Source organism: Pseudoxanthomonas sp. (assembly GCF_051953815.1).
Lineage (GTDB): Bacteria > Pseudomonadota > Gammaproteobacteria > Xanthomonadales > Xanthomonadaceae > Pseudoxanthomonas_A.
The window spans coordinates 216,320-237,908 of sequence record NZ_JBQCIJ010000036.1 but is presented as its reverse complement, the minus strand read 5'-3'; the positions used below and the strand labels follow the sequence as shown (position 1 = coordinate 237,908).

Annotated in this window: 22 protein-coding genes; 13 read left to right on the top strand and 9 right to left on the bottom strand. The window is 67.7% G+C overall.

Going from position 1 to position 21,589, the window contains the following annotated elements; all coding sequences use genetic code 11:
• The first annotated feature begins 93 nt into the window (after positions 1-93).
• Together ACTHN1_RS10445 and ACTHN1_RS10440 are read left to right on the top strand one after the other, a co-directional pair.
• Positions 94-474, top strand: coding sequence for a helix-turn-helix transcriptional regulator (locus tag ACTHN1_RS10445; protein ID WP_440470875.1), 381 nt, complete (start codon positions 94-96; stop codon positions 472-474).
• Positions 475-596: 122 nt separating this feature from the next.
• Positions 597-989 (top strand): GFA family protein, encoded by a 393-nt coding sequence (locus ACTHN1_RS10440; RefSeq protein ID WP_440470874.1) that lies wholly within the window; start codon positions 597-599, stop codon positions 987-989.
• A 25-nt stretch (positions 990-1,014) separates the two neighbouring features.
• Here the strand turns inward: ACTHN1_RS10440 and ACTHN1_RS10435 are convergent, their stop codons facing one another.
• Together ACTHN1_RS10435 and ACTHN1_RS10430 are read right to left on the bottom strand one after the other, a co-directional pair.
• Positions 1,015-2,073 carry a serine hydrolase domain-containing protein gene (locus tag ACTHN1_RS10435; protein ID WP_440470873.1) on the bottom strand — a complete coding sequence of 353 codons (1,059 nt, stop codon included), beginning with the start codon at positions 2,071-2,073 and terminating at the stop codon, positions 1,015-1,017.
• 201 nt (positions 2,074-2,274) lie between these two features.
• Positions 2,275-2,745, bottom strand: a complete 471-nt coding sequence (locus ACTHN1_RS10430; protein ID WP_440470872.1) for a DUF4019 domain-containing protein — start codon at positions 2,743-2,745, stop codon at positions 2,275-2,277.
• A 224-nt stretch (positions 2,746-2,969) separates the two neighbouring features.
• Here ACTHN1_RS10430 and ACTHN1_RS10425 point away from each other — a divergent pair, with 224 nt between their 5' ends.
• From ACTHN1_RS10425 to ACTHN1_RS10390, 8 genes are all read left to right on the top strand, one after another.
• The gene (locus ACTHN1_RS10425) at positions 2,970-3,974 is read left to right on the top strand and encodes a DUF3426 domain-containing protein (protein ID WP_440470871.1); all 1,005 of its coding nucleotides are present in this window, start codon (positions 2,970-2,972) and stop codon (positions 3,972-3,974) included.
• A 130-nt stretch (positions 3,975-4,104) separates the two neighbouring features.
• Complete coding sequence (gene fis, locus ACTHN1_RS10420) at positions 4,105-4,374, top strand: DNA-binding transcriptional regulator Fis (protein WP_440470870.1); 270 nt, start codon at positions 4,105-4,107, stop codon at positions 4,372-4,374.
• 110 nt (positions 4,375-4,484) lie between these two features.
• Positions 4,485-6,068 (top strand): bifunctional phosphoribosylaminoimidazolecarboxamide formyltransferase/IMP cyclohydrolase, encoded by a 1,584-nt coding sequence (gene purH / locus ACTHN1_RS10415; protein WP_440470869.1) that lies wholly within the window; start codon positions 4,485-4,487, stop codon positions 6,066-6,068.
• A gap of 2 nt (positions 6,069-6,070) precedes the next feature.
• Complete coding sequence (locus ACTHN1_RS10410) at positions 6,071-6,934, top strand: DNA-methyltransferase (protein ID WP_440470868.1); 864 nt, start codon at positions 6,071-6,073, stop codon at positions 6,932-6,934.
• Positions 6,935-7,008: 74 nt separating this feature from the next.
• Complete coding sequence (gene purD, locus ACTHN1_RS10405) at positions 7,009-8,295, top strand: phosphoribosylamine--glycine ligase (protein ID WP_440470867.1); 1,287 nt, start codon at positions 7,009-7,011, stop codon at positions 8,293-8,295.
• Positions 8,296-8,574: 279 nt separating this feature from the next.
• Complete coding sequence (locus ACTHN1_RS10400; protein WP_440470866.1) at positions 8,575-10,494, top strand: MFS transporter; 1,920 nt, start codon at positions 8,575-8,577, stop codon at positions 10,492-10,494.
• An 84-nt stretch (positions 10,495-10,578) separates the two neighbouring features.
• A complete protein-coding gene (locus ACTHN1_RS10395; RefSeq protein ID WP_440470865.1) occupies positions 10,579-10,944 on the top strand; it encodes a CD225/dispanin family protein in 366 nt (121 codons plus the stop codon).
• A gap of 1 nt (position 10,945) precedes the next feature.
• On the top strand, positions 10,946-11,359 hold the full coding sequence (locus ACTHN1_RS10390) for a DUF2752 domain-containing protein (RefSeq protein WP_440470864.1): 414 nt from the start codon (positions 10,946-10,948) through the stop codon (positions 11,357-11,359).
• Between the two features lie 150 nt (positions 11,360-11,509).
• Here ACTHN1_RS10390 and ACTHN1_RS10385 read toward each other — a convergent pair whose 3' ends face one another.
• The 6 genes from ACTHN1_RS10385 to ACTHN1_RS10360 form a co-directional block, all read right to left on the bottom strand.
• Entirely contained in the window at positions 11,510-12,403 is an 894-nt protein-coding gene (locus ACTHN1_RS10385) for a cobalamin biosynthesis protein (RefSeq protein WP_440470863.1), read from the bottom strand.
• A gap of 243 nt (positions 12,404-12,646) precedes the next feature.
• Positions 12,647-13,576 carry an NAD(+) diphosphatase gene (gene nudC, locus ACTHN1_RS10380; protein WP_440470862.1) on the bottom strand — a complete coding sequence of 310 codons (930 nt, stop codon included), beginning with the start codon at positions 13,574-13,576 and terminating at the stop codon, positions 12,647-12,649.
• Between the two features lie 13 nt (positions 13,577-13,589).
• Positions 13,590-13,970, bottom strand: a complete 381-nt coding sequence (gene erpA, locus ACTHN1_RS10375) for an iron-sulfur cluster insertion protein ErpA (RefSeq protein WP_295374527.1) — start codon at positions 13,968-13,970, stop codon at positions 13,590-13,592.
• Between the two features lie 27 nt (positions 13,971-13,997).
• Positions 13,998-14,720, bottom strand: a complete 723-nt coding sequence (locus ACTHN1_RS10370) for a DUF6776 family protein (protein ID WP_440470861.1) — start codon at positions 14,718-14,720, stop codon at positions 13,998-14,000.
• A 54-nt stretch (positions 14,721-14,774) separates the two neighbouring features.
• Positions 14,775-15,185: a bactofilin family protein gene (locus tag ACTHN1_RS10365; RefSeq protein ID WP_440470860.1), complete on the bottom strand. Its 411-nt coding sequence runs from the start codon at positions 15,183-15,185 to the stop codon at positions 14,775-14,777.
• Between the two features lie 2 nt (positions 15,186-15,187).
• Positions 15,188-15,928 (bottom strand): DUF6776 family protein, encoded by a 741-nt coding sequence (locus ACTHN1_RS10360; protein WP_440470859.1) that lies wholly within the window; start codon positions 15,926-15,928, stop codon positions 15,188-15,190.
• Between the two features lie 95 nt (positions 15,929-16,023).
• On the opposite strand from ACTHN1_RS10360, the gene ACTHN1_RS10355 reads away from it, so the two are divergent.
• The 3 genes from ACTHN1_RS10355 (at position 16,024) to ACTHN1_RS10345 (ending at position 21,074) form a co-directional block, all read left to right on the top strand.
• Positions 16,024-16,629, top strand: coding sequence for a DUF4126 domain-containing protein (locus tag ACTHN1_RS10355; RefSeq protein WP_440470858.1), 606 nt, complete (start codon positions 16,024-16,026; stop codon positions 16,627-16,629).
• An 81-nt stretch (positions 16,630-16,710) separates the two neighbouring features.
• Positions 16,711-18,591, top strand: a complete 1,881-nt coding sequence (locus ACTHN1_RS10350; protein ID WP_440470857.1) for an EAL domain-containing protein — start codon at positions 16,711-16,713, stop codon at positions 18,589-18,591.
• A gap of 2 nt (positions 18,592-18,593) precedes the next feature.
• Positions 18,594-21,074, top strand: coding sequence for an ATP-binding protein (locus tag ACTHN1_RS10345; protein ID WP_440470856.1), 2,481 nt, complete (start codon positions 18,594-18,596; stop codon positions 21,072-21,074).
• Here the strand turns inward: ACTHN1_RS10345 and bfr are convergent.
• Positions 21,047-21,517 (bottom strand): bacterioferritin, encoded by a 471-nt coding sequence (gene bfr, locus ACTHN1_RS10340; RefSeq protein WP_295374549.1) that lies wholly within the window; start codon positions 21,515-21,517, stop codon positions 21,047-21,049. The two genes, ACTHN1_RS10345 and bfr, sit on opposite strands and share 28 nt — an antisense overlap.
• Positions 21,518-21,589: the final 72 nt, after the last annotated feature.

The following is a 21,589-nucleotide window of genomic DNA, read 5'->3' as shown; positions in this document are numbered from 1 at the left end:
TCGCTAACAATATATCAAAGCCAGTGTTACTGACCTCACTCGCATGGAGGACCGGCTATATCGGTTTCCCCTTTGTCCTTCCATGCCAACACCGTGAGCAACAAGTTGTACCTGCGGGTCCGTCAGGCCCGTGAACATGCCGATCTGACCCAGGAACAGCTCGCGGCCGAGCTGAGCCTGACCCGCAGCGCGATCGCCCAATGGGAAATGGTCGATGGCACCTCGCCATCGGTCGACAACATGATCGCGCTCGCCCTGCGCACGGGCATGGGTTTCGAATTCCTGGCCACCGGCCGCGGTCCGATGTTCGTCGATGATCCGCGGCCGCGCGTCGCCGAGGATGGCCCCGGCTACAGCCATGAACTCAACGAACAGCAGCGCCGCCTGCTGGAACGCTTCGACGGGCTGTCGCCGCGGCAACGCACGGGCCTGCTGGATCTGATTGGCGACGGCGGCAAGCGCAAACGCCGCTGAGCCCCGCCCCGCGCGGTCGCCGAACGCAAACGACGACCCGGTTTTCCCGATCGGCGGTTGTTGCCGCGCCATCGCCGGCATACGCTGGCGGCCTTCTTCCGGATCGGCACGAGGAAAACCGCATGACCACGCACCAGGGTTCCTGCCACTGCGGCCGCGTGAGCTTCGAATTCGAAGGCGAGATCGGCGTCGCCATCGAATGCAATTGTTCGATCTGCCGGCGCAAGGGCGCGCTGTGGCATGGCACCGACGACGCGCATTTCCGCCTGCTGTCCGATGAAGCGGAACTTGGCGTCTACCGCTTCGGCACGATGACCGCCAGCCACTACTTCTGCACGACCTGCGGCGTCAGCCCATTCAGCCATCCGCGCATCGCGCCCAGCGGCTGGGTGGTGAACCTGCGCTGCGTGGACGGCGTGGATGTGTCGAAGTTGAAGGTGTTCCCGTTCGACGGCCACCACTGGGAAGACGCCGCCCGGCAGTTCCTGCAGGCGCGCGCCCAGGGCGCGGGCTGAATCCGTCTCCTCCGCCGCGGGGACGCTAGGGGCGCAGCACCGGCCAGTCGAGCACCGGATGCGGGCCCGGCAGATGGCTCTTGAGCAACGACGGTGCGAGCGAAAGGCCGTTGTCGCTGTTGGTGAACCAGAGCACGCCGCGCCGTTGCTCCGGACAGACCATGAAGAATGACTGGAAGCCGTTGTTGATCCCGTGATGGAACAGGCAATCGCCCTGTTCGTGTTCCTCCAGCCCAACGCCCAGACCCCAGCCCAGCGCGTAGGCCGCGTCCACCTCGACCTGCCGTTCGCGCAACCGCGCCGACGCCGAACCCGGCTTCGCCCGCAACAGCGCCTGCACGAACCGCGCATAGTCGGCCGGCGTGGTGTACAGCGATGCCGCCGCGACCGGACGCCGGAACTGCATCGCGTCGATTACCTTGCCCTGGGTGTCGTAACCGGTGGCCATGCGATCCGCGTAGTCGTCGCGCCAGACCAGGCCGCTGTCACGCATGTCCAGCGGGGTGAATACCCGTTCGGCGGCCAACGCCGGCAACGTCTGGCCGCTGATGTGTTCCAGCACCGCGGCCAGCAGTGAAAATCCCTCCCCCGAATATTTCCACTCGGTGCCCGGATCGAGCGCGAACCGCAGCGGCTCGCCGAACGCCCAGTTGGGCAGCCCGCTGCGATGGCTCAGCACCAGCCGCGCGGTGACTTTCCGCAGGCGCGGATCCTCGACGGTATCCCAGACCGGCTGTCCGCCCAGCAACGCCTGGTCGTGTCGATAGGGGCCGTCCAGATAGCCGACCAGCGGACGATCCAGATCCAGTTTCCCTTCTTCCACCAGCGTCAGCGCGATCAGGGCGGTCACCGGCTTGGTCAACGAGGCCGCCTGGAACAGGGTGTCGCGCGACACCGCGCGCTTGCGCCGGATATCGGCCATTCCGCAGGTGGTGAACGCCATCCCCGTGTCGTCGAGGGACACGATGACCAGGCCCGGCACGGGCGCGTCCGGTTTCACCAGCGCAGGCGGGCACTCATCGGCATGCGCGCCGGCCGACCATCCACACAACACCAGCAGCCATCCGGCGAATCGACACGTCATCGGAATCCCTCATCCATTGCGGCGCCAGGACGTATCGACGAGACGCGCCCCATTTTGGATGTTCCAGAATCTAGAAGCCGTACCGGACATCGCCAACCGCCGGAAGGCCCGCCTACTTCCGGCATGGCCGGGCAAGCCGGGCGGACACCATGGCGACATGTTCCCACACCCCGCATCAACACAGTCGGCAGCTGGATGCCACTAGTCCTTGCCGCCGACGAGGTTGACCCGCTTGTTGACGAAGTAGCCGACGATCATCCAGCGGGACTCATGTTTCTGCATGACCACCTTCTCCGTCGCCGTCGTATCGCCCGCGCGCCGGACGAATTCCAGCACGGCGTACTCGCCTTCCGGCGCACGCGCGTCCACGCGTGTATTGAACCCGATGCCCTGCAGTTCGCGTCCCTCTGGAAGCGGTATCTTGCGGGTCAACTTGAGCGTATTGACCCACATGATCTCATTGCTCATTCCCTTCAACGCGGGCCCGGCGGTCTGCCAGGTTTCCGCGTAGCGCTTGCCGTCGATCAGGGCCAGATAAGCTTCCGCCGCTTCCAGCGCTTCGCTCCGCTGCTCTTCGGTTCCCTGCGTGGATGCGGGCAACTCCGTCGGTGGCGTGAAAGAAACCCGGCAGCCCGTCAGCACCAACAGACACGACAACAACACGACTCTCACGTTTGCACCTCTCCAGAAATCCCGTCCGGACACTGCGCGCGTCCGTCCCCCTGTGGTCGAGCCTAAACGCGCGCACCACTTCCGGCAATCGCGCCACGCAATGAACAGGTCGCTGTGCAGCCTGCTCACGCGGCCCTGGCGTTCGGCCAGGCCTTGGCGCCCGGACCATCGTCGCGGCCGCGCCTGTCTTTTCCGCCCCCCGCACACATGCTTGAATAGGCCGCATGTTCATCGCCTGCCCCCATTGCCGCTATCTGGTGGCGACCGCTCCGCGCGGCCAGGACACGCCCGCGCACTGCCCACGCTGCGGTGGCGTACTCGGCGACGCCGGCACGCGGACCGGTGGGCAGCCGGCCACGTCTCCACGCGATGCGGATGCCGCCGATGGCGGTCCCAGTCTCGCGCGCCTGCTGCGCCGCGACGGGGCGGTTGACGCGACCGGGCCGACCGGAACGATGGCGACCGACGCCGCGGCACGGGAAGCTGAGGCGACGGAAGCCCGCATGGTCGAAGCGGACGTGGCTGACCCGCCGGCATCCATGGACGAAAGCCATACGCCGGGCAGCATCGAAATCGATGTCGAACCGACCGCGACCATGTCCGAATCCGCCGCCGACGCGGTCACCGGGCCGGCTGCCGTCGACGCGCCTGTCGGCGCTCCCGTTCCCGTCGCCTCGCCGGCCGCTGCGGTCGCCCACCGCGCCAGCGCGCGCGCACCGAGTTTCCTGCAGGGTTCCGCACGCGCGCCGGCGGCGTCCACGCGCGTGCCACGTTGGCAGTGGATCATGCTGGGCGTGCTGGCGGTGACGCTGGCGTTGCAGGTGATGCTGGCCGATCGCGCGCGCCTGGCGGCCGATGCCGGCTGGCGTCCGGCGGTGGCCGCGCTGTGCGGCGCGCTGGGCTGTTCGCTGCCGCCGTGGCGCGAACCGCAGGCCTTCGCGATGCTGGATCGCGATGTCCGGCCGCTACCCGATGCGCCGGGCGTGCTGCTGGCGCAGGCGACCTTCCGCAACGATGCGCGCTGGTCGCAACCGTGGCCGGTACTGATGCTCACCCTCAAGGACGCCGACGGCCGCACCCTGGGCGCGCGCGCGTTGCGTCCGGCGGAATACCTGCCACGCGACAGCATCGCCGCGCCCACCCTGGGTCCGGGCCAGAGCGCCCAGATCGCCGTGCGCGTCCGCGAGCCGAGTGCCAACGTGGTCGCGTTTTCCTTCGACTTCCGCTGACCGCGACCTTCCGGCGGGGACGCCCGCGACGAACGGGGTGCACGGACGCACGACTGGCGCTAGACTCCCTCCCCCGCCGTAAAACACAAACACAAGGCGGGCGCTTCGTCCTCAGCTTCCGGGAACCCGTGTGAACGCTGCTTCCACCCGTCAAGACAATCCACGTTCGCCCCGTCCGCCGCTGCGCGAGCATGTCGCCCAGTCGGTACGCCGCTATCTGCGTGATCTGGATGGTTGTGATGCGGACGATGTGTACGAAATCGTCCTGCGGGAGATGGAGATTCCCCTGTTCGTGGAAGTCCTGAACCATTGCGAGGGCAACCAGAGCCGGGCCGCTTCGCTGCTCGGGATCCATCGCGCCACCCTGCGCAAGAAACTGAAGGACTACGGGCTGGCCTGACCGCTCCGACCCGTCCGGCGGGCCGATGCGGGCCGTATCCGGGCCCGCTCGAAGGGGAAGCCGCCCGCCCGGGAGGCTATAATTCCGCGGTCCTCCCGCCGCATCTCCCCATGACCGACCAACGCCTGCCCGTCCGCCGGGCACTGCTTTCCGTTTCCGATAAAACCGGCCTCATCGAACTGGCGCAGGCCCTGGCCGCGCGCAATGTGGAGCTGCTGTCCACCGGCGGCACCGCCAAGGCCCTGCGTGACGCCGGCCTGGCCGTCCGCGACGTCTCCGACGTCACCGGCTTTCCCGAAATCATGGACGGGCGGGTCAAGACCCTGCATCCGAAGGTCCACGGCGGCCTGCTCGGACGCCGCGGCACCGACGACGCGGTGATGGCGCAGCACGGCATCGGCGCGATCGACCTGCTGGTGCTCAATCTGTATCCGTTCGAGAAGGTCACCGCGCGCGCCGACTGCACGCTGGACGAGGCGGTGGAGAACATCGACATCGGCGGCCCGGCCATGCTGCGCGCCGCGGCCAAGAACTTCGCCCATGTCGCGGTCGCCACCGATCCGGCGCAGTACGCCGGTCTGGCGAGCGAACTTGCCGAGCACGACGGCACCCTGTCCGCGCAGACCCGCTTCGCCCTGTCGGTGGCCGCATTCAACCGCGTGGCGCAGTACGACGCGGCGATCAGCAACTACCTGTCCGCGGTCACCGACCCCTCGGCCGTGGTGCCGACGCGCAGTGAATTTCCCGCGCAGATGAATTCCACCTTCGTGAAGGTGATGGATCTGCGCTACGGCGAGAACCCGCACCAATCCGGTGCGTTCTACCGCGATCTCGGCCCGGTGCCGGGCACGCTGGCCACCTTCCAGCAGCTGCAGGGCAAGGAACTGAGCTTCAACAACCTGGCCGACGCCGATTCGGCCTGGGAATGCGTGCGCCAGTTCGACGCGCCGGCCTGCGTGATCGTCAAGCACGCCAATCCCTGCGGCGTGGCCGTCGGCGTGGCCTGCGGCGACGCCTACGAGCTGGCCTACGCCACCGACCCGACCAGTGCGTTCGGCGGCATCATCGCCTTCAACCGCACCCTGGACGCGGCGACCGCCAAGGTCATCCTGGATCGCCAGTTCGTCGAAGTGCTGATTGCGCCGGACTACGAGGAAGGCGCGCTGGAATACGCCAAGAAGAAGGCCAACGTGCGCGTGCTGCGCATCCCGCTGGGTGCCGGCCTCAACAACTACGACAGCAAGCGCATCGGCTCGGGCCTGCTGCTGCAGTCCTCCGACAATCGCGGCATGAGCGCCGCTGAACTGAAGGTGGTCAGCCAGCGCGCGCCGACCGAGGCCGAACTGCGCGATCTGCTGTTCGCCTGGCGGGTGGCCAAGTACGTCAAGTCCAACGCGATCGTCTATGCCAAGGACAACCGCACGATCGGCGTGGGCGCCGGCCAGATGAGCCGGGTGTATTCGGCCCGCATCGCCGGCATCAAGGCCGCCGACGCGAACCTGCAGGTGGAAGGCTCGGTGATGGCCTCCGACGCGTTCTTCCCGTTCCGCGACGGCATCGACGCCGCCGCCGAAGCCGGCATCAAGGCGGTGATCCAGCCGGGCGGCTCGATGCGCGACAACGAGGTCATCGCCGCGGCCGACGAACATGGCCTGGCCATGGTGTTCACGGGCGTGCGCCACTTCCGGCACTGATCGTGCCGCGCCGCGCGCAGCCCGCCGCCACTGCCCACGCCCTGGCCGACGCGCTGGGCCTGGGCACGCTGGCGGCCACGCCCACCTCGCCCAACCGGCTCGCCTGGGCCGGTGGCGATGGCCGCGCGCTGCTGTATCGCGCCAACTGCCTGGAGCTGCTGGACCGGATCATCGAACGCCATCCACATGGCTTCTTCGACATGATCTTCGCCGACCCGCCCTATTTCCTGTCCAACGGCGGCGTCACCTGCCATGGCGGAAAAATGGTCAAGGTCGACAAGGGCGACTGGGATCGCAGCCAGGGCCCGGCGTACAACCACGAGTTCAACCTGGCCTGGCTGCAACGCTGCCAGGCGGCGCTGAAACCCGACGGCACCCTGTGGGTGTCCGGCACCCACCATGTGATCCATTCGGTGGGTTTCGCCATGCAGCAGCTGGGCATGAAACTGCTCAACGACATCATCTGGGAAAAACCCAATCCGCCGCCCAACCTGGCCTGCCGCACCTTCACCCATTCGACCGAGACCCTGATCTGGGCGGCTAGGACGGAGAAGAGCCGGCACCGCTTCCACTACCGGAAGATGAAGGCCGACAACGGCGACCGGCAGATGAAGTCGGTCTGGCGCCTGCCCGCTCCGGCCAAGGGCGAGAAGGCGCACGGTCGCCATCCCACCCAGAAACCGGTGGAATTGCTGCTGCGCTGCATCGAGGCTTCGACCGATCCCGGCGATCGCATTTTCGATCCGTTCAACGGATCCGGCACCACCGGCGTGGCCGCGCTGCGCAGCGGGCGACAGTACGTCGGCAGCGAACTGGACGCGGCCTTCGTCAGGCTGACCGCCGCGCGCCTGGAGGCCGAGGCGTGAGCGCGTCGCGATTCCCGTTTCTTCCTTTCCCCGATCCGCGCCGCGGGTCCACACGCATTTCGGAGTAGACAGCCATGAAGATCCTCGTCATCGGTTCCGGCGGCCGCGAACACGCGCTGGCCTGGAAGATCGCGCAATCGCCGCGCGTCACCGAGGTGCTGGTGGCCCCCGGCAACGCCGGCACCGCGCGCGAGGGCAAATGCCGCAACGTCGCCGTCGGTGCGACCGAAATCGACCGCCTGGTCGAACTGGTGAAGCAGGAAAACGTGGCCCTGACCGTGGTCGGCCCCGAAGCGCCGCTGGTGGCCGGCGTGGTGGATCGTTTCCGCGATGAAGGCCTGCGTGTTTTCGGTCCCACCGCCGCGGCCGCGCAACTGGAAGGCAGCAAGGCCTTCGCCAAGGATTTCCTCGCCCGCCACGGCATTCCCACCGCGCACTACGCGGTGTTCACCGAAACCGCGCCGGCGCTGGCCTACGTGCGCGAGAAAGGCGCGCCAATCGTGATCAAGGCCGATGGCCTGGCCGCCGGCAAGGGCGTGATCGTGGCGATGACCCTGGCCGAGGCCGAAGCCGCCATCCAGGACATGCTGGCCGGCAATGCCTTCGGCGCGGCGGGCGCGCGGGTGGTGGTGGAAGAATTCCTCGACGGCGAGGAAGCCAGCTTCATCAGCATGGTCGACGGCCGCACCGCGCTGCCGATGGCGACCTCGCAGGATCACAAGCGGGTCGGCGACGGCGATACCGGCCCCAACACCGGCGGCATGGGTGCGTACTCACCGGCGCCGGTGGTGACCCCGGAGGTGCATGCGCGGGTGATGCGCGAAGTGGTCAATCCAACCGTGCAGGGCATGATCGCCGATGGCGTGCCGTTCACCGGCTTTCTCTACGCCGGCCTGATGATCGACGGCACCGGCGCGCCCAAGGTAATCGAGTTCAACGTGCGCTTCGGCGATCCGGAAACCCAGCCGGTGATGCTGCGCCTGCGTTCGGATCTGGTGGATCTGGTGGAAGCCGCGATCGATGGCCGTCTGGACGTCACCCAGGCCGACTGGGACGAACGCCCCTCGCTGGGCGTGGTGATGGCGGCGGCGAACTACCCCGAAACCCCGAAGACCGGTGACGCCATCCATGGCCTGGACGCCGATCTCGGCACCGCCAAGGTCTTCCATGCCGGCACCCGCCTGGGCGACGGTGGCGGCGTGCTGACCAGCGGTGGACGCGTGCTGTGCGTGGCCGCGCTCGGCGACAGCGTGGGGGCGGCGCAACGCAATGCCTACGCCGCGGTCGAACGCATCGGCTGGGACGGCGAATTCCACCGCAACGATATCGGCTGGCGCGCGATTGCGCGGGAGCGCGGCTGAGTCCCTGATTCATCCGAAGCAGTTCCCCTCGGACCGTTCGACCCGCCCTTCGGCGGTTGATGAGCGCCGCCGGCGGCAGACCACGGTGGTGTTCTTTTCACCATCTTCCCAAGGTATCGCGAACTCCTGATGGCGCCCCTCTGCACAGAGGGGCGCGGAACTTTCGCGGGACAGGGCAAGCACCGACCTTCTGACCCGGCCTCATGCCCGGAAAAGGGCGCGCGGCAAACCGTCACCTCCCGCTGTTCTGCTAGGCTGCGCGCAACCCACGGAGGGCGCATGTCCAGCCACAGCCAGTTCGCCTTGTTGAAACAGCGGCGCTTCCTGCCGTTCTTCCTGGTCCAGTCGCTGGGCGCGTTCAACGACAACGTCTATCGCCAGGCCATCATCGGCCTGCTGGGCTACATGAGCGTCAGCCCGCAGGACAAGACGCTGTACACCAACCTGGCGCCGGCGATCTTCATCCTGCCCTATTTCCTGTTCTCGGCCACCGCCGGCCAGATCGCCGAGAAGCTGGAAAAATCCAAGCTGATCCGGATCACGACGACGATGGAAATCGTCATCATGTCGCTGGCCGCCATCGGCTTCCTCACCCAGGACCTCATCGTCCTGCTGACCGCGCTGTTCTGCACCGGCCTGCAATCCACCCTGTTCGGTCCGGTGAAGTACTCCATCCTGCCCTCGGTGCTGAAACCCGAGGAACTGACCGGCGGCAACGGCCTGGTCGAGATGGGCACCTCGCTGTCGATCCTGATCGGCATGATCATCGGCGGCCTGATCTTCAACCTTGCCGGCAGCCACGGACCGACCGTGGCCGCGGTCGCGATCATCGTGCTGGCCATCACCGGCAACCTGGTCAGCCGGATGATTCCACCCGCCGACGCGGGCGCGCCGGAACTGCGGATCAACTGGAACCCCCTGACGGAATCGCGCGCGGTGCTGCGCCTGGCCAAGAAGCAGGTCGCGGTACGCAACTCCGTGCTGGGCGTGTCGTGGTTCTGGTTCTTCGGCACCGTGCTGACCGGCAACATTCCCACCTATGCGGATCTGAACCTGGGGATCGGCACGTGGTATGTGTTTCCGCTGGCGCTGTTCTCGATCGGCACCGGCGTGGGTTCGCTGCTGTGCGAACGCCTGTCGGCGCGCACCGTGGAAATCGGCCTGGTGCCGCTGGGCGCGTTCGGCATGAGCGCGTTCCTGCTGGATCTGTATTTCGCCCGCAGCGGTCTGGCCCCGACCGCCGGCCTGTCGGTGGCGGCATTCCTGCAGCAGCCGGGCGGCTGGCGCATCGTCATCGATCTGATCGGCATCGGCCTGTTCACCGGCTTCTTCGTGGTGCCGCTGTTCGCCCTGATCCAGAGCCGCACGCCGAAACACGAGCTGGCCCGGGTCATCGCCGGCATGAACATCCAGAACGCCGGTTACATCGTGCTGGCGGCCGTGCTCGGCATCGCCCTGCAGATGAAGGAGCTGGCGCTGGGCGGAATCCGCGTCCCGCTGCCGGGGCTGACCATTCCGCAGCTGTTCCTGGTGCTGGCGATCGCCAACGCGCTGGTGGCGATCTGGATCTTCACCCTGGTGCCCGAATTCCTGATGCGCTTCCTCAGCTGGGTGCTGGTGCGTTTCCTGTACCGGCTGCGCCTGCATGGCATCGAGAAACACGTGCCCGACGAAGGCCCGGCCCTGCTGGTATGCAACCATGTCAGCTACATGGACGCGCTGCTGCTGGCGGCCAGCATCCCGCGCCCGGTGCGCTTCGTCATGTACTACAAGATCTTCAACATTCCGGTGATGAGCTGGATCTTCCGCACCGCCAAGGCCATTCCGATCGCCGGTGCGAAGGAGGATCCGGAACTGATGCGGCGCGCGTTCGAAGAGATCGACCAGGCGCTGGCCGAGGGCGAGATCGTCGGCATCTTCCCCGAGGGTGCGCTGACCCGCGACGGCGACATCGCGCCGTTCAAGTCGGGCGTGGAGAAGATCCTGGAACGCCGGCCGGTGCCGGTGGTGCCGATGGCGCTCAAGGGCATGTGGAGCAGCATGTGGAGCCGCCGCGACAGCCGGCTGGGCCGGATGCGGGTACCCCGCCGCTTCCGTGCCCATGTCGACGTGGTCGCCGCGCCGCCGGTGGATGGCGCCAGCGCGACCGCCGACAGCCTGGAAGCCACTGTGCGCGGTTTGCGCGGCGATGCCGCCTGATCGCTCCGGCACGCATACGAATCGCGGGTCCAGACGTTAGACTAGGGTCCGACCACCCCGCTTCATCACTGCAAGGAGACTCCGATGAGTGCCGTTCCCCCGTTGCCAAACGATGCGCCTGGCAATATTCCCAACTACCTGGCGTGGTCGATCCTGTCGACCATTGGCTCCTTCATCGTGTGCTGCGTCGCCTGTCTCAGCTTTCCAGGCATCATCACCGGTATCGTCGCCATCGTGTTCTCGACCCAGGTCAACGGCAAGTTGAATCAGGGAGACATCGAAGGCGCGAAGCGGGCTTCGAAGAACGCAAAAATCTGGAACTGGGTGACGACGGGAATCCTGATTCTGACGGTCGTGATCTCGATCATCTGGTTCATCGTGGTCGGCCCCGACGCCTACATGCAGTACATGGAGCAGGTCCGCCAGCAGATGGAACAGCAGGGCGGCTGACGTGCCTCTGCCACGTCCAGCCCTCTATGCGCTGGGTGCGGGGACTGCGGTTGCAGTCCCCGCCGGCATCTGGTTGTTGCTGAACTTTGATCCCAACGTCGCGGGAAATCCTTTTCCGCCGTGCATGTTTCATGCGCTCACCGGCTATTACTGCGTCGGCTGCGGCATGACCCGTGCCCTGCATGCGCTGGTACATGGCGACCTGGTTCGTGCTTTCGGGATGAACCCGCTGGCGATGTTGCTGCTGCCATTGGCGCCGCTGCTGGTTGCCCATGCGCAGGGCTGGCGGCCGCGCCTGCTCGAACCGTTGATGCGCGTGGCATTGAAACCAGGCATGTGGCTGGTGTTGCTGCCGGTTTATTGGGTAGCCCGCAATCTGCCGTGGTATCCCTTCACCCTGCTCGCACCGGGCTGATCTCTTTTGCCATCCTGCAGGAGCGACGTCGTTCGCGACGCATCTCCTGCACGGTGGCTGCGCAAGGCAGGGCTCGGCTGCTGACATGGGGCGAGCAATCCCGCCGCGTCCCGATTCGAGGCTTCGCGACTGACGCCTGCGGGGCTGGCGTCAGCTGACCCAGCCGCCGATCACGAACACCGCCAGCACCGCCATCCAGACCAGCAGGATGCGCCAGACCAGGCTCATGGCGTCGCGCAGTTCGGGCAGTTCGCGCATGGCCTGGACCATGCCCTCCTCCGCGTAATCCTCGGCTTCCTCCGCCAGTTCGCTGCGCACGCTGGCGCGGGCGGCATGGCCGAGGAATCCGGTGCGCAACTGCAGGGTGTTGCCGTGCGCTTCGCGCCAGGCATGGAAAACCGTATCGAAGTTGCCGACCAGCGCCATCGCCAGCGTCATCAGTTGCGCCACCGGCCATTCCAGCACCGCCAGCAGGCCGCGCGCGCCTTCGCGGGTGTCGTGCGGCAGCGCGCGCTGGAACTCGCCTTCGGCGGTCAGGGCGACCAGCCGGTACAGCAACGCGCCAATCGGTCCCAGCAGCAGGAACCAGAACAGCACGCCGAACCAGCGCCGCAGCGCGTTGCGGAACACCGCTTCCACCAGCGCCGGACCATCGGCGGCCACGTTCTCGCCTTCGGGCCACAGGCGGGCGATGGCATCGCGCCGCGCCGCCGGCTCGTGTGCGTCGATGATGGCTTCCACGTCCACATCGAGATCACGCGGGCCCCAGGCGTACACCAGCACCAGGATCGAGAACAGCAGCCCGACCAGGCCGAGCAGCGGTTCGTGCAGCACCCACTGGAACAGCCCGACCAGCAACAGCGGCGGCAACAGCGCCAGCACGATGCCGTAGCGGCCACGCCAGAAGCCGTCACCGGGAAAACGTTCGTCGAGCCAGCGCAGCCAGTGTCCGTACCAGTGGAACTGGCGGACCGACGTGACCAGCGATGGCGCGACGTGCCCGAGTACCAGCGCGACGACCACGGCGACCAGGGTGATGGACATGCGGTTCCTCCTCCTGCCCGGATTCTAGCCTGCCGCTTCGTTAATGTCGGGTCTCGGGTGCCAATCGACGTGCCGACCACGCGGCAAGCGGGCGTCATTTCACGGGTATTGGCGGGAAGCAGCCTCCCTGGCGGCCGATCCGTGCGCCGCTCGGCGAAGGATTCCTCATGCCGGGACCGTCAGGGCCGCCCTCCTCGCGATGGCAACCGGGTGAGCGGGCGAGAAAGAGGAGGCGGGCCGGGCTCAGGACGAGCGGCGCGCCAGCATCCCGGCGTACCAGTGTTCGATCAGCGAGCGTGCAATGGAAATGCGTGGCGACAGCAGCAGGCCCTCGCCACCGTCGCTCTCGCGACGTTCGAGGCCCGCGCCGATCTCTTCGACCGTGAACCAGCGCGCATCTTCCAGTTCGTCATCGACCTGCGGCACATCCGGCTCGGCGTCCGCGGAAAAACCGAGCATCAGCGCGCCGGGGAACGGCCACGGCTGCGCGCCGAGATAGCGGCAACCGCGCACGCGCACGCCGGTTTCCTCCAGCACCTCGCGCGCGACCGTCTGCTCCAGCGATTCACCCGGCTCGACGAAGCCGGCGATCACCGAATAACGACGCGCCGGCCACGCCGACTGGCGGCCCAGCAGCAGGCGTTCGCCGTCGCTGACCGCGACGATGACCGCCGGATCCACGCGCGGGTAATGATCGGCCCCGCATTGCAGGCAGCGGCCCTGGTAACCGGCGCGACGAAACTCCACCTCGCCACCGCACAGGCCGCAGAAACGATTGCGCGACCGCCAATAGAACATGGCGCGCGCCAGCGCGAACACACCGGCCTCGAAGGCCGGCCAGGTGGCCGCAGCGCGACGCAGATCGACGCGCTGCGCGGCCTCGAACGGCACGCTGTCCGCCTCGACCGCGAACCACGCGACGTCGTCGCGCAGGCCCAGGAAAATCGCGGTGCCCGGGCCACCGCCCAGATCACCGCCGGAAGGCGCGGCGAGTTGTCCAGCCGCATCGGCGAACGCTTCGCCTTCGCGGGTCAGCACGATCACCCGCGCCGACGACCACAATCGGAACAATGCCTCGGCGTCGTCGCGCAGGCGATCGGCGCGATCGAGCGGATCGCCCGCGAAGGCGAAACCGGTCAACGCGGAGGAATCGGAAATCCGGGAGGCGCTCACGGGGTGAGCGTGCTCACATGCTGAAACTGCTGCCGCAGCCGCACGTGGTCTTGGCGTTGGGATTGCGGATGACGAACTGCGCGCCCTGCAGGCTTTCGCTGTAGTCCACTTCCGCGCCCATCAGGTACTGCAGGCTCAACGGATCCACCAGCAGGGTGACACCATCGGTATCCACCGCCAGATCGTCCTCGGCGCGGTTCTCGTCGAACTCGAAACCGTACTGGAATCCCGAACAGCCGCCGCCCTGGATGTAGACCCGCAACGCCAGCCCGGCGTTGCCTTCCTCATCGATGAGCTCGCGGACCTTGGCGGCCGCGGCGTGGCTGAAATTCAGCGGGCGATCCAGCGACTGGTAGTCCGGCGCCGCCGAAGGCAGGGAAACGAGGTTGTCCATGGCGATCAGGATGGGGGTTGGAAGGACTCACTTCAAGCCGGAAGCGCCGGTGCCCTCGCGCCCGGCCGCGGCGGCCCAGGTGAACGACTGTTCCACCGCCGCGCCGCTCTGCGGCACCAGCCGCGCGGTGACCCGCACCGGCTGGAAATCGGCCGGCAGCACCAGGTCGCCCTCGACCTGCTGGAAGTACTTGAACGAGTACGGCAGGCCAGGCGCGTCGGCCTGCTGGCGCAGATCCGACCAGGCCAGCCGCTCCAGCTTGCCGGCGCGGGTGCCTTCCACCGACACCAGCAGGCGGCCGGCATTGACCGCGCCACGGTTGAGGTTCTGGGTCAGGGTGGCGGTGAAGTGCCAGGCCTGTTCGGTCTGCGGCTGCAGCTTGAGCTCGTGGACGGTCAGGCCGCGACGCTGGCCGGTCGCGCCGACGAAGCGCTCGTAGAAGGCCACGTCGGCGCGCAGGCCGGCGATTTCCTCGTCGCGCTCGGCCAGCGCGGTCTGCAGATCGCGGTTGGCGTCGCGGGTGATCTGATCGGAGCGGGACAGGGTGGCGACCCGCTGTTCGAGCTGTTCGACCTGCTGTTTCTGCGCCTGGAACTGGCGCGCACCCGGCGCCTGTCCGCCGCTGGACAAGGCCTGCCACAGGCCCCAGCCACCGAACGCCAGACACAGCGCGAGCAGGGCGACGGCGCCGTAGAACCACGCCCGCCCGCTGGCCGGCGGCGGCGGGGAAGGGAGAGAAGGCTCACTCATGGGCCGAGCATAGCGCGGCCCGCCACAGGGGGCTCTGAACGCCGGCGAACCGGTTCAGGCGTGGGCGTGGACCCGTTCCTCGGTGGTTTCGTCGACCGCGGCCAGTGCGGTGGCGTGGACCAGCCGGCCGGTCAGCTGGGCGCCCGCGCTCATCTCCACCACCTGATAGTGGATGTTGCCCTGGACCCGCGCCTTCGCGGCCAGTTCGACCCGGTCGTCCGCGTACACATTGCCGAACAGTTGGCCGTTGATGATCACCACGGGCGCGCGCACTTCGCCTTCGATGCGGCCCTGCTCGGCCAGCGTCAGCACCGCGCGCTCGCCGTCGGCCGCCAGCACCTTGCCCTGGATCCGTCCTTCCACATACAGGCCGCCACTGAACACCAGGTCGCCCTGGATGGTGACCTGCGGGCCGATGAGGGTGTCGATGGCGTGGCCATCGCGCTGAGGCTTGTGCTTGAACATGATCATTTTCCTCCGGCTGATCCGGCTGAGGTCGCGAGTTTCCAATCGAATGCCTGTTCCACCGCATTGTCGCCGCCGCTCAACTGCACCTTCACCCGCTGCGGGGTGAAGCCGCCGGGCAGCATCACGCTGCCGTCGAGCTGCTGGAAATAGCGGAAGGAATAAGCCTGTCCGGCCACGCCGGGTTGCTGGTGCAGTTCGTCCCAGCCGACCGTGGCCAGCTGGCCGCCGCGCACGCCCTCCACCGCGAAGCGCATCCGGCCTTCGCTGATGGCGCCGCGATTGAGGGTCTGGGTCAGGGTGATCTGGTACTGCCAGGCGCCCCCGGGCGCGCGGCTGAACTCGGCCAGGTGCACGCTCAGGCCACGGCGCGGCGCGGTGGCGCCGACCAGGCGCTCATAGAAGGCCACGTCGGCGCGCAGGCCCGCGATTTCCTCGTCACGCTCGGCCAGCGACGCTTGCAGTTCCTGGTTGGCGGTGCGGCTGATGCGATCGGAGACACCCAGGGTGGTTTCACGCTGGCTCAACCGTTGCAGTTCGCCCTGCTGCTGGCCGAGCCGCGCCCGCACCTGCGCCAGATCGCGTTGGGCCTGTCCCAACCGTGGCGCGGCGGTATGGCTGGCCCAGAACCAGACGCCCGCGAGCGTCCCCGCCCAGGCCATCCCGGCCAGGGCCAGCCAGAGGCCGCGACGCGACGGCCGCTGCTCGACGATCTGGTACCGCGGAAAGGGGGATCTGGACATGCGCGAATCCCTGGCCGCGCTCAGGCAGCAGCCAGACAGGAGGCCTATACTCGGGAGAATCGACAGGGCCGTCGAGTCTACTGGGAACCGCCGGGATGTCCGAAGCACATCTTTTCGTAATTGGGATCCTGTTGGCATGGATGGCCGGGATCCGCGTCTACCTCACCGTATTCGGCATCGGCCTGGCCGGCGCGCTCGGTTGGCTGGATCTGCCGCCGGCGCTGCAGGTCACCCAATCCTGGTGGGTGCTGGGCACTTCCGGCGCGTTGGCGCTGGCCGAATTCTTCGCCGACAAGATCCCCGGGGTCGACTCGGGCTGGGACCTGCTGCAGACCCTGGCGCGGGTGCCGGCCGGCGCGTTCCTGGCGGCGGCCACGTTGTCCCCCGACGGCCAGCTCGGCGGCGGCGCATTGGCGGCCGGCGCCGGCATCGCGCTAACCAGCCATGTCCTGAAGAGCGGTTCCCGCGCACTCATGAACACCTCGCCCGAACCGGTCAGCAACTGGACCGCCTCGGTCACCGAGGATGCGGTCGTGGTGGGGGGGCTGGCATTGGCCTTCGCCCACCCCTGGATCGCGCTGTTTCTGGTGGTCGGCGTGTCGGTCCTGCTGGCGTTGATGGTGTGGTGGGTCTGGCGACGCCTGAGCCGTGGCCTGAAACGGCTGTTCGGTACGTCTGATCCTCATGTGCCGACCCGCTAGACCGGAGGCCGGATGTCCGGGGACGCTTGTCCCGGGTCGTGAACTTCATCGCATAATGCGGCACATGCTTGGGGAAGCCTGATGTCTGCCACTGATGCCACATCCCGCCGGCCGGATGAGCCTTCGCGCTCCCGCCTGCGGGCCGAGACGCCGCCGCCGGGCTACTGGCGGCGCTGGACGGCCGATGCGCCCGCGCCGCTGAAAGGAGGTATCGCCGCGATGACCGCCCCTTCTCCGCCGACCGCGAGCGGCGACACGCCACCACCGGCCAACGACGCAGGCGCGGCCGCGCCGACGACTGCCGATCGGCTCAACGGCACCCAGGAAAGCCCCTATCGCGTGCTCATCGTCGAGGACGACCGCGGCCAGGCGCTGTTCGCGCAGAGCGTGCTGCACGGCGCCGGCATGCGCGCCGAGGTGCAGATGCAGTCCGACGGCGTGCTCGACGCGATGGAGCGGTTCAAGCCGGATCTGGTGCTGATGGATCTGCACATGCCCGGGCGAGACGGCATGAACCTGACCATGCTGATCCGCCAGCAGCCCGAATACCTGCATCTGCCGATCGTGTTCCTCACCGGCGATCCGGATCCGGAACGCCAGTTCGAGGTGCTGGAGAGCGGCGCCGACGATTTCCTCAACAAGCCGATCCGGCCGCGCCATCTGATCGCCGCGGTCGCCAACCGCATCCAGCGCGCGCGCCAGCGGGTCTCGCCGGCGAACCTGCGCGCCACCGTCAACACCGAAACCGGACTGCCGACCCGGACGTATCTGCTTCAGCAGCTCAGCACGACGCTGCAATCCGGCGCGGTGGGCGGCCTGTTCTTCATCGAGGTCGGCAGCGCCCTGAGCCTGCGCGAACGCTACGGCTATGCCGCCTTCGAGCAGCTGATGAACCAGGCCGGCCGACGCCTGGCCGAAGTGGCCGCGCCCTATCCGGTGGCGCGCCTGAATGACAACAGCTTCCTTTCGCTGTCCGCGGACCTGGACGAATCGGCGCTGGAAGCCCAGGCCGAGCGCCTGCGCGACGGCCTGACCCGCAATCCGTTCCCGGTCGGCGCCGGCGAAACCCTCAACCTGCGCAGCTCCATCGGCTATACGCCGCTGTCGATCGGCTTCGCCGACGCCGGCAGCGCCCTGGAAGCCACCGAGCGCGCGGTGTTGCAGGCGCGCCTGAAAGCCAACAACCTGGCCGGCTACACCCCGGCGCAGATCACCGAGGACGTGCCGAAGATCGCGCTGGAGGATGGCCGCTTCGAACTGGCCTACCAGCCCATCGTCGCGGTCGCCGGCAGCGAGCAGGCCCAGTACCAGGTACTGCTGCGGATGCGCCAGCCCGACGGTTCGCTGCTGCCCGCCTCGCAGGTGATTCCGGCGGCGGAATCGGCCGGCGGCATCGCCCAGATCGATCACTGGGTGCTGGAGCATGCGCTCTACGTGCTGGCCGAGCGCCAGTCGCAAGGCCCCTCGCTGCGCCTGTTCGTGTCGCAGTCGCCGCGTACCCTGGCGCGTGAATCGCACGCCCAGTGGCTGCTCGACACGCTAGCCGAACGCGGCATCGAAGGCACTTCGCTGGTCATCGACCTGCGCATGGCCGACGCGCTGATCCACACCGTGACCCTGCGCGATTTCTGCCATCAGCTGATGCCCAGCGGGGTGCAGTTCTGCCTGAGCCAGTTCGAGCCCGGACGCGAAGCTGACGCCCTGCTTACCCAGCTGCCGCTGGGCTATCTGCGCGTGGCCAGCCGCTATGCCGGCGCCCATACCGATCCGAAGCTGCGCGATGAACTGCGCGGCATCATCGACCAGGCGCACCGCGCCGGCCTCCAGGTGATCGGCCAGCAGATCGAGGATCCGCAGGCCGCCGCCGCGATGTGGATGGGTGGCGTCGACTTCATCCAGGGCAATCTGGTGCAGGCCGTCGGCAGCGAACTCGGCTTCGATTTCCACAACGCGGTGCTGTAGGGATGCCCGCGCAGCGGCCCGCCCCGGTCGCCCCCTGGCTGGCCCTCGCCTCGGGCGTGGCCGCGCTGGTATTCCTGATCCTGCCCTACGCCGGTGTCGCCGGTCCGTGGTGGCAGGCCGCGCTGGCCGCCGCCGCCATCGCGGTGCTGTGCGGCAGCTTCACCGCTTTCAATGCGCGCACCGCGCATCGCGATCTGACCGGCGCCGAAGCGCGCGCGGCTATCGCCGAATCCGAGCGCAACGCGCTGCGCCGGGATCTGCAGCGGCATGACCAACTGGAACAGGAACTGCTGCAGGCCAAGCAGGCGGCCGAGTCGGCGGTGCTGGCCAAGGGCGAGTTCCTGGCCACCATGAGCCATGAAATCCGCACGCCGCTCAACGGCATCGTGCCGATGCTGGACATGCTGGCGCGCGCGCCACTGGCGGCGGATCACCGCGAGATGCTCAACACCGCCAGCGCGTCCTCGCACCAGTTGCTGCGCATCGTCGACGACATCCTCGACTACTCCAAGCTGGAAGCGAACAAGCTGGAGCTGGAAATCACCGCGTTCAACCTGCGCGAACTGCTCGACGGCGTGCTGCAGTTGATGCAGCGTCCCGCCGAGAACAAGGGCCTGCGCCTGAACCTGCAGCTGGATCCGCAGGTGCGCCTGCCGGTGCGTGGGGACCCGGTGCGCCTGCGGCAGGTGCTGAGCAACCTGATTGGCAACGCGATCAAGTTCACCGAACGCGGCGGCATCACCCTGGTGGTGCGCCGCCTCGGCGAAACCTCCGCCCAGCACCTGCTGCGTTTCGAAGTGCGCGACACCGGCATCGGCATTCCCGCCGACGCGCAGGCGCGCCTGTTCCGATCCTTCACCCAGGCCGACGCGTCCACCACCCGCCTGTACGGCGGCACCGGCCTGGGCCTGGCCATCTGCAAACGCATCGTCGAGTTGATGGGCGGCCGCATCGATGTGGTGTCCGAGCCCGGCCGTGGTTCGACCTTCTGGTTCGAGGCGCCGCTGACCAAGGTCATCGGCGACATGAAGATGCGCGATCCGCATGCCTTCGATCAGGGCCGCGTGCTGGTGGTGACGCCGGACAATCGCCTGCGCCAGCGGCTGGGCCTGCTGCTGACCAACTGGGGACTGCAGGTCAATGCGGTGGAAACGACGCAGGAGGCGCTGGAACGCCTGCGCATCGCGGGCGAAACGCGCGGCGAAGACTTCGTCGCGGTGATTGCCGACGCCGGTGGCATCCGCAGTACCGCCCGCGCCCTGCATCGCACACTCGCGCGGCGGCCGGCGGGCGCGACACCGATCCGCCTGATCTGGCTGTATGGCGACGAGACCGTCCCGGAGGATCTGCGCAGCGACAGCACCCTGCTGTCGCGCCAGGCGCCGGATTCGGCGTTGCGCGCGGCGTTGACCGGCCAGGCGGCCGACCCCGAATCGGCGGCGCCCCCGGTGGTCATCGGCGATATTTTCGAGGACGTCGAAGCCACGACCACGCCACCGCCGGCGCCGATGTTCGATCCGCCGGAAACCCACGCGGATGCGACGATTCCTGACGCATCATCCGACCCGGGCGTGGACACGAATGCCGCCACGACCGAAACCCCGGAAGCGCGCCTGTTGCTGGTGGAGGACAATCCGGTGAACCTGCTGGTCGCGCAGAAGCTGCTGGCCGCGCTCGGATTCCGCAGCGAGTCCGAAGCCAATGGCGAACTGGCGCTGCAACGGATGATGATCGAACCCTTCGATCTGGTGTTCATGGACTGCCAGATGCCGGTCCTGGATGGCTACAGCGCGACCCGTCGCTGGCGCACGCACGAGAACGAACTCGGCGCGCAGCGGCGGCTGCCCATCGTCGCGATGACCGCCAACGCGATGGCGGGCGATCGTCAGCGCTGCCTGGATGCCGGCATGGACGACTATCTCGCCAAGCCGGTCACCCGCGAACAGCTGGAAGCCTGCCTGCAGCGCTGGCTGCCCGGACACGTCGCCTTTCTCACCGCCCGCCCTGCGGAGCCGGCGGGCAATGCCGCCGCTTCGCCGGAATCGGCCGCCGCCGCCGCGCGTGCCGCCACACCGACCTTCCCGGTGCTGGATCACAGCATGCTGGAGGAACTGCGCGAGATTGCCGGCGATGAAACCGTGCGCATCATCAGCCTGTTTCTGGAAGATGCGCCGCGCCTGATCGCCGCACTGGAAAAAGCGGCCGCGGCCCCGGATCTGGACGCGATGCGCGATGCCGCGCATACGCTGAAATCCTCCAGCGCCAACGTCGGCGCCATGGCCCTGTCGGCGGCCGCCAAACGGGTCGAACTGGGCGCCCGTGCGGCCAAGCTGGATCGCCCCGCCGTGGCGGTGGCGCTGGTGATTGCCGAATACGCGCGTGCGCGGATGGCCTTGCTGGGCTATGCGACCCAGCAGTTGGGACGGCCACCGATACCGGTGGCCGGCGCCGCCGCTCAGTCCTCGAGCTTGGTCAACAGATAATTCGGTTCGCCGATGCGCTCGATCAGCGACAGCTGGGTTTCCAGCCAGTCCACGTGCTCTTCTTCCGAATCCAGGATGTCGGCGAACAGCTGCCGGCTGACATAGTCGCCCTGGTCCTCGCAATACTTGATCGCGTCGCGCAGCAGCGGCAGGCCTTCCATCTCCAGCGCCAGATCGCACTCCAGCAGTTCGCGCGGATTCTCGCCGATGCGCAGCTTGCCCAGCGCCTGGAAGTTCGGCAGTCCATCCAGGAACAGGATGCGCTCGGCCAGCTTGTCGGCGTGCTTCATCTCGTCGATGGATTCCTTGTACTCATGCTCGGCCAACTCCTTCAGGCCCCAGTTCTTCAGCATCTTGGCGTGCAGGAAGTACTGGTTGATCGCGGTCAGCTCGTTGTAGAGCGCCTTGTTGAGGAATTCGATGACCTTGGCGTCGCCCTTCATGGCGGTGCTCCCGTGGGTGTGGACGGGGCGCATGCTAACCGTTCGTTCCGCCATGTGACGGAACGCGAATCG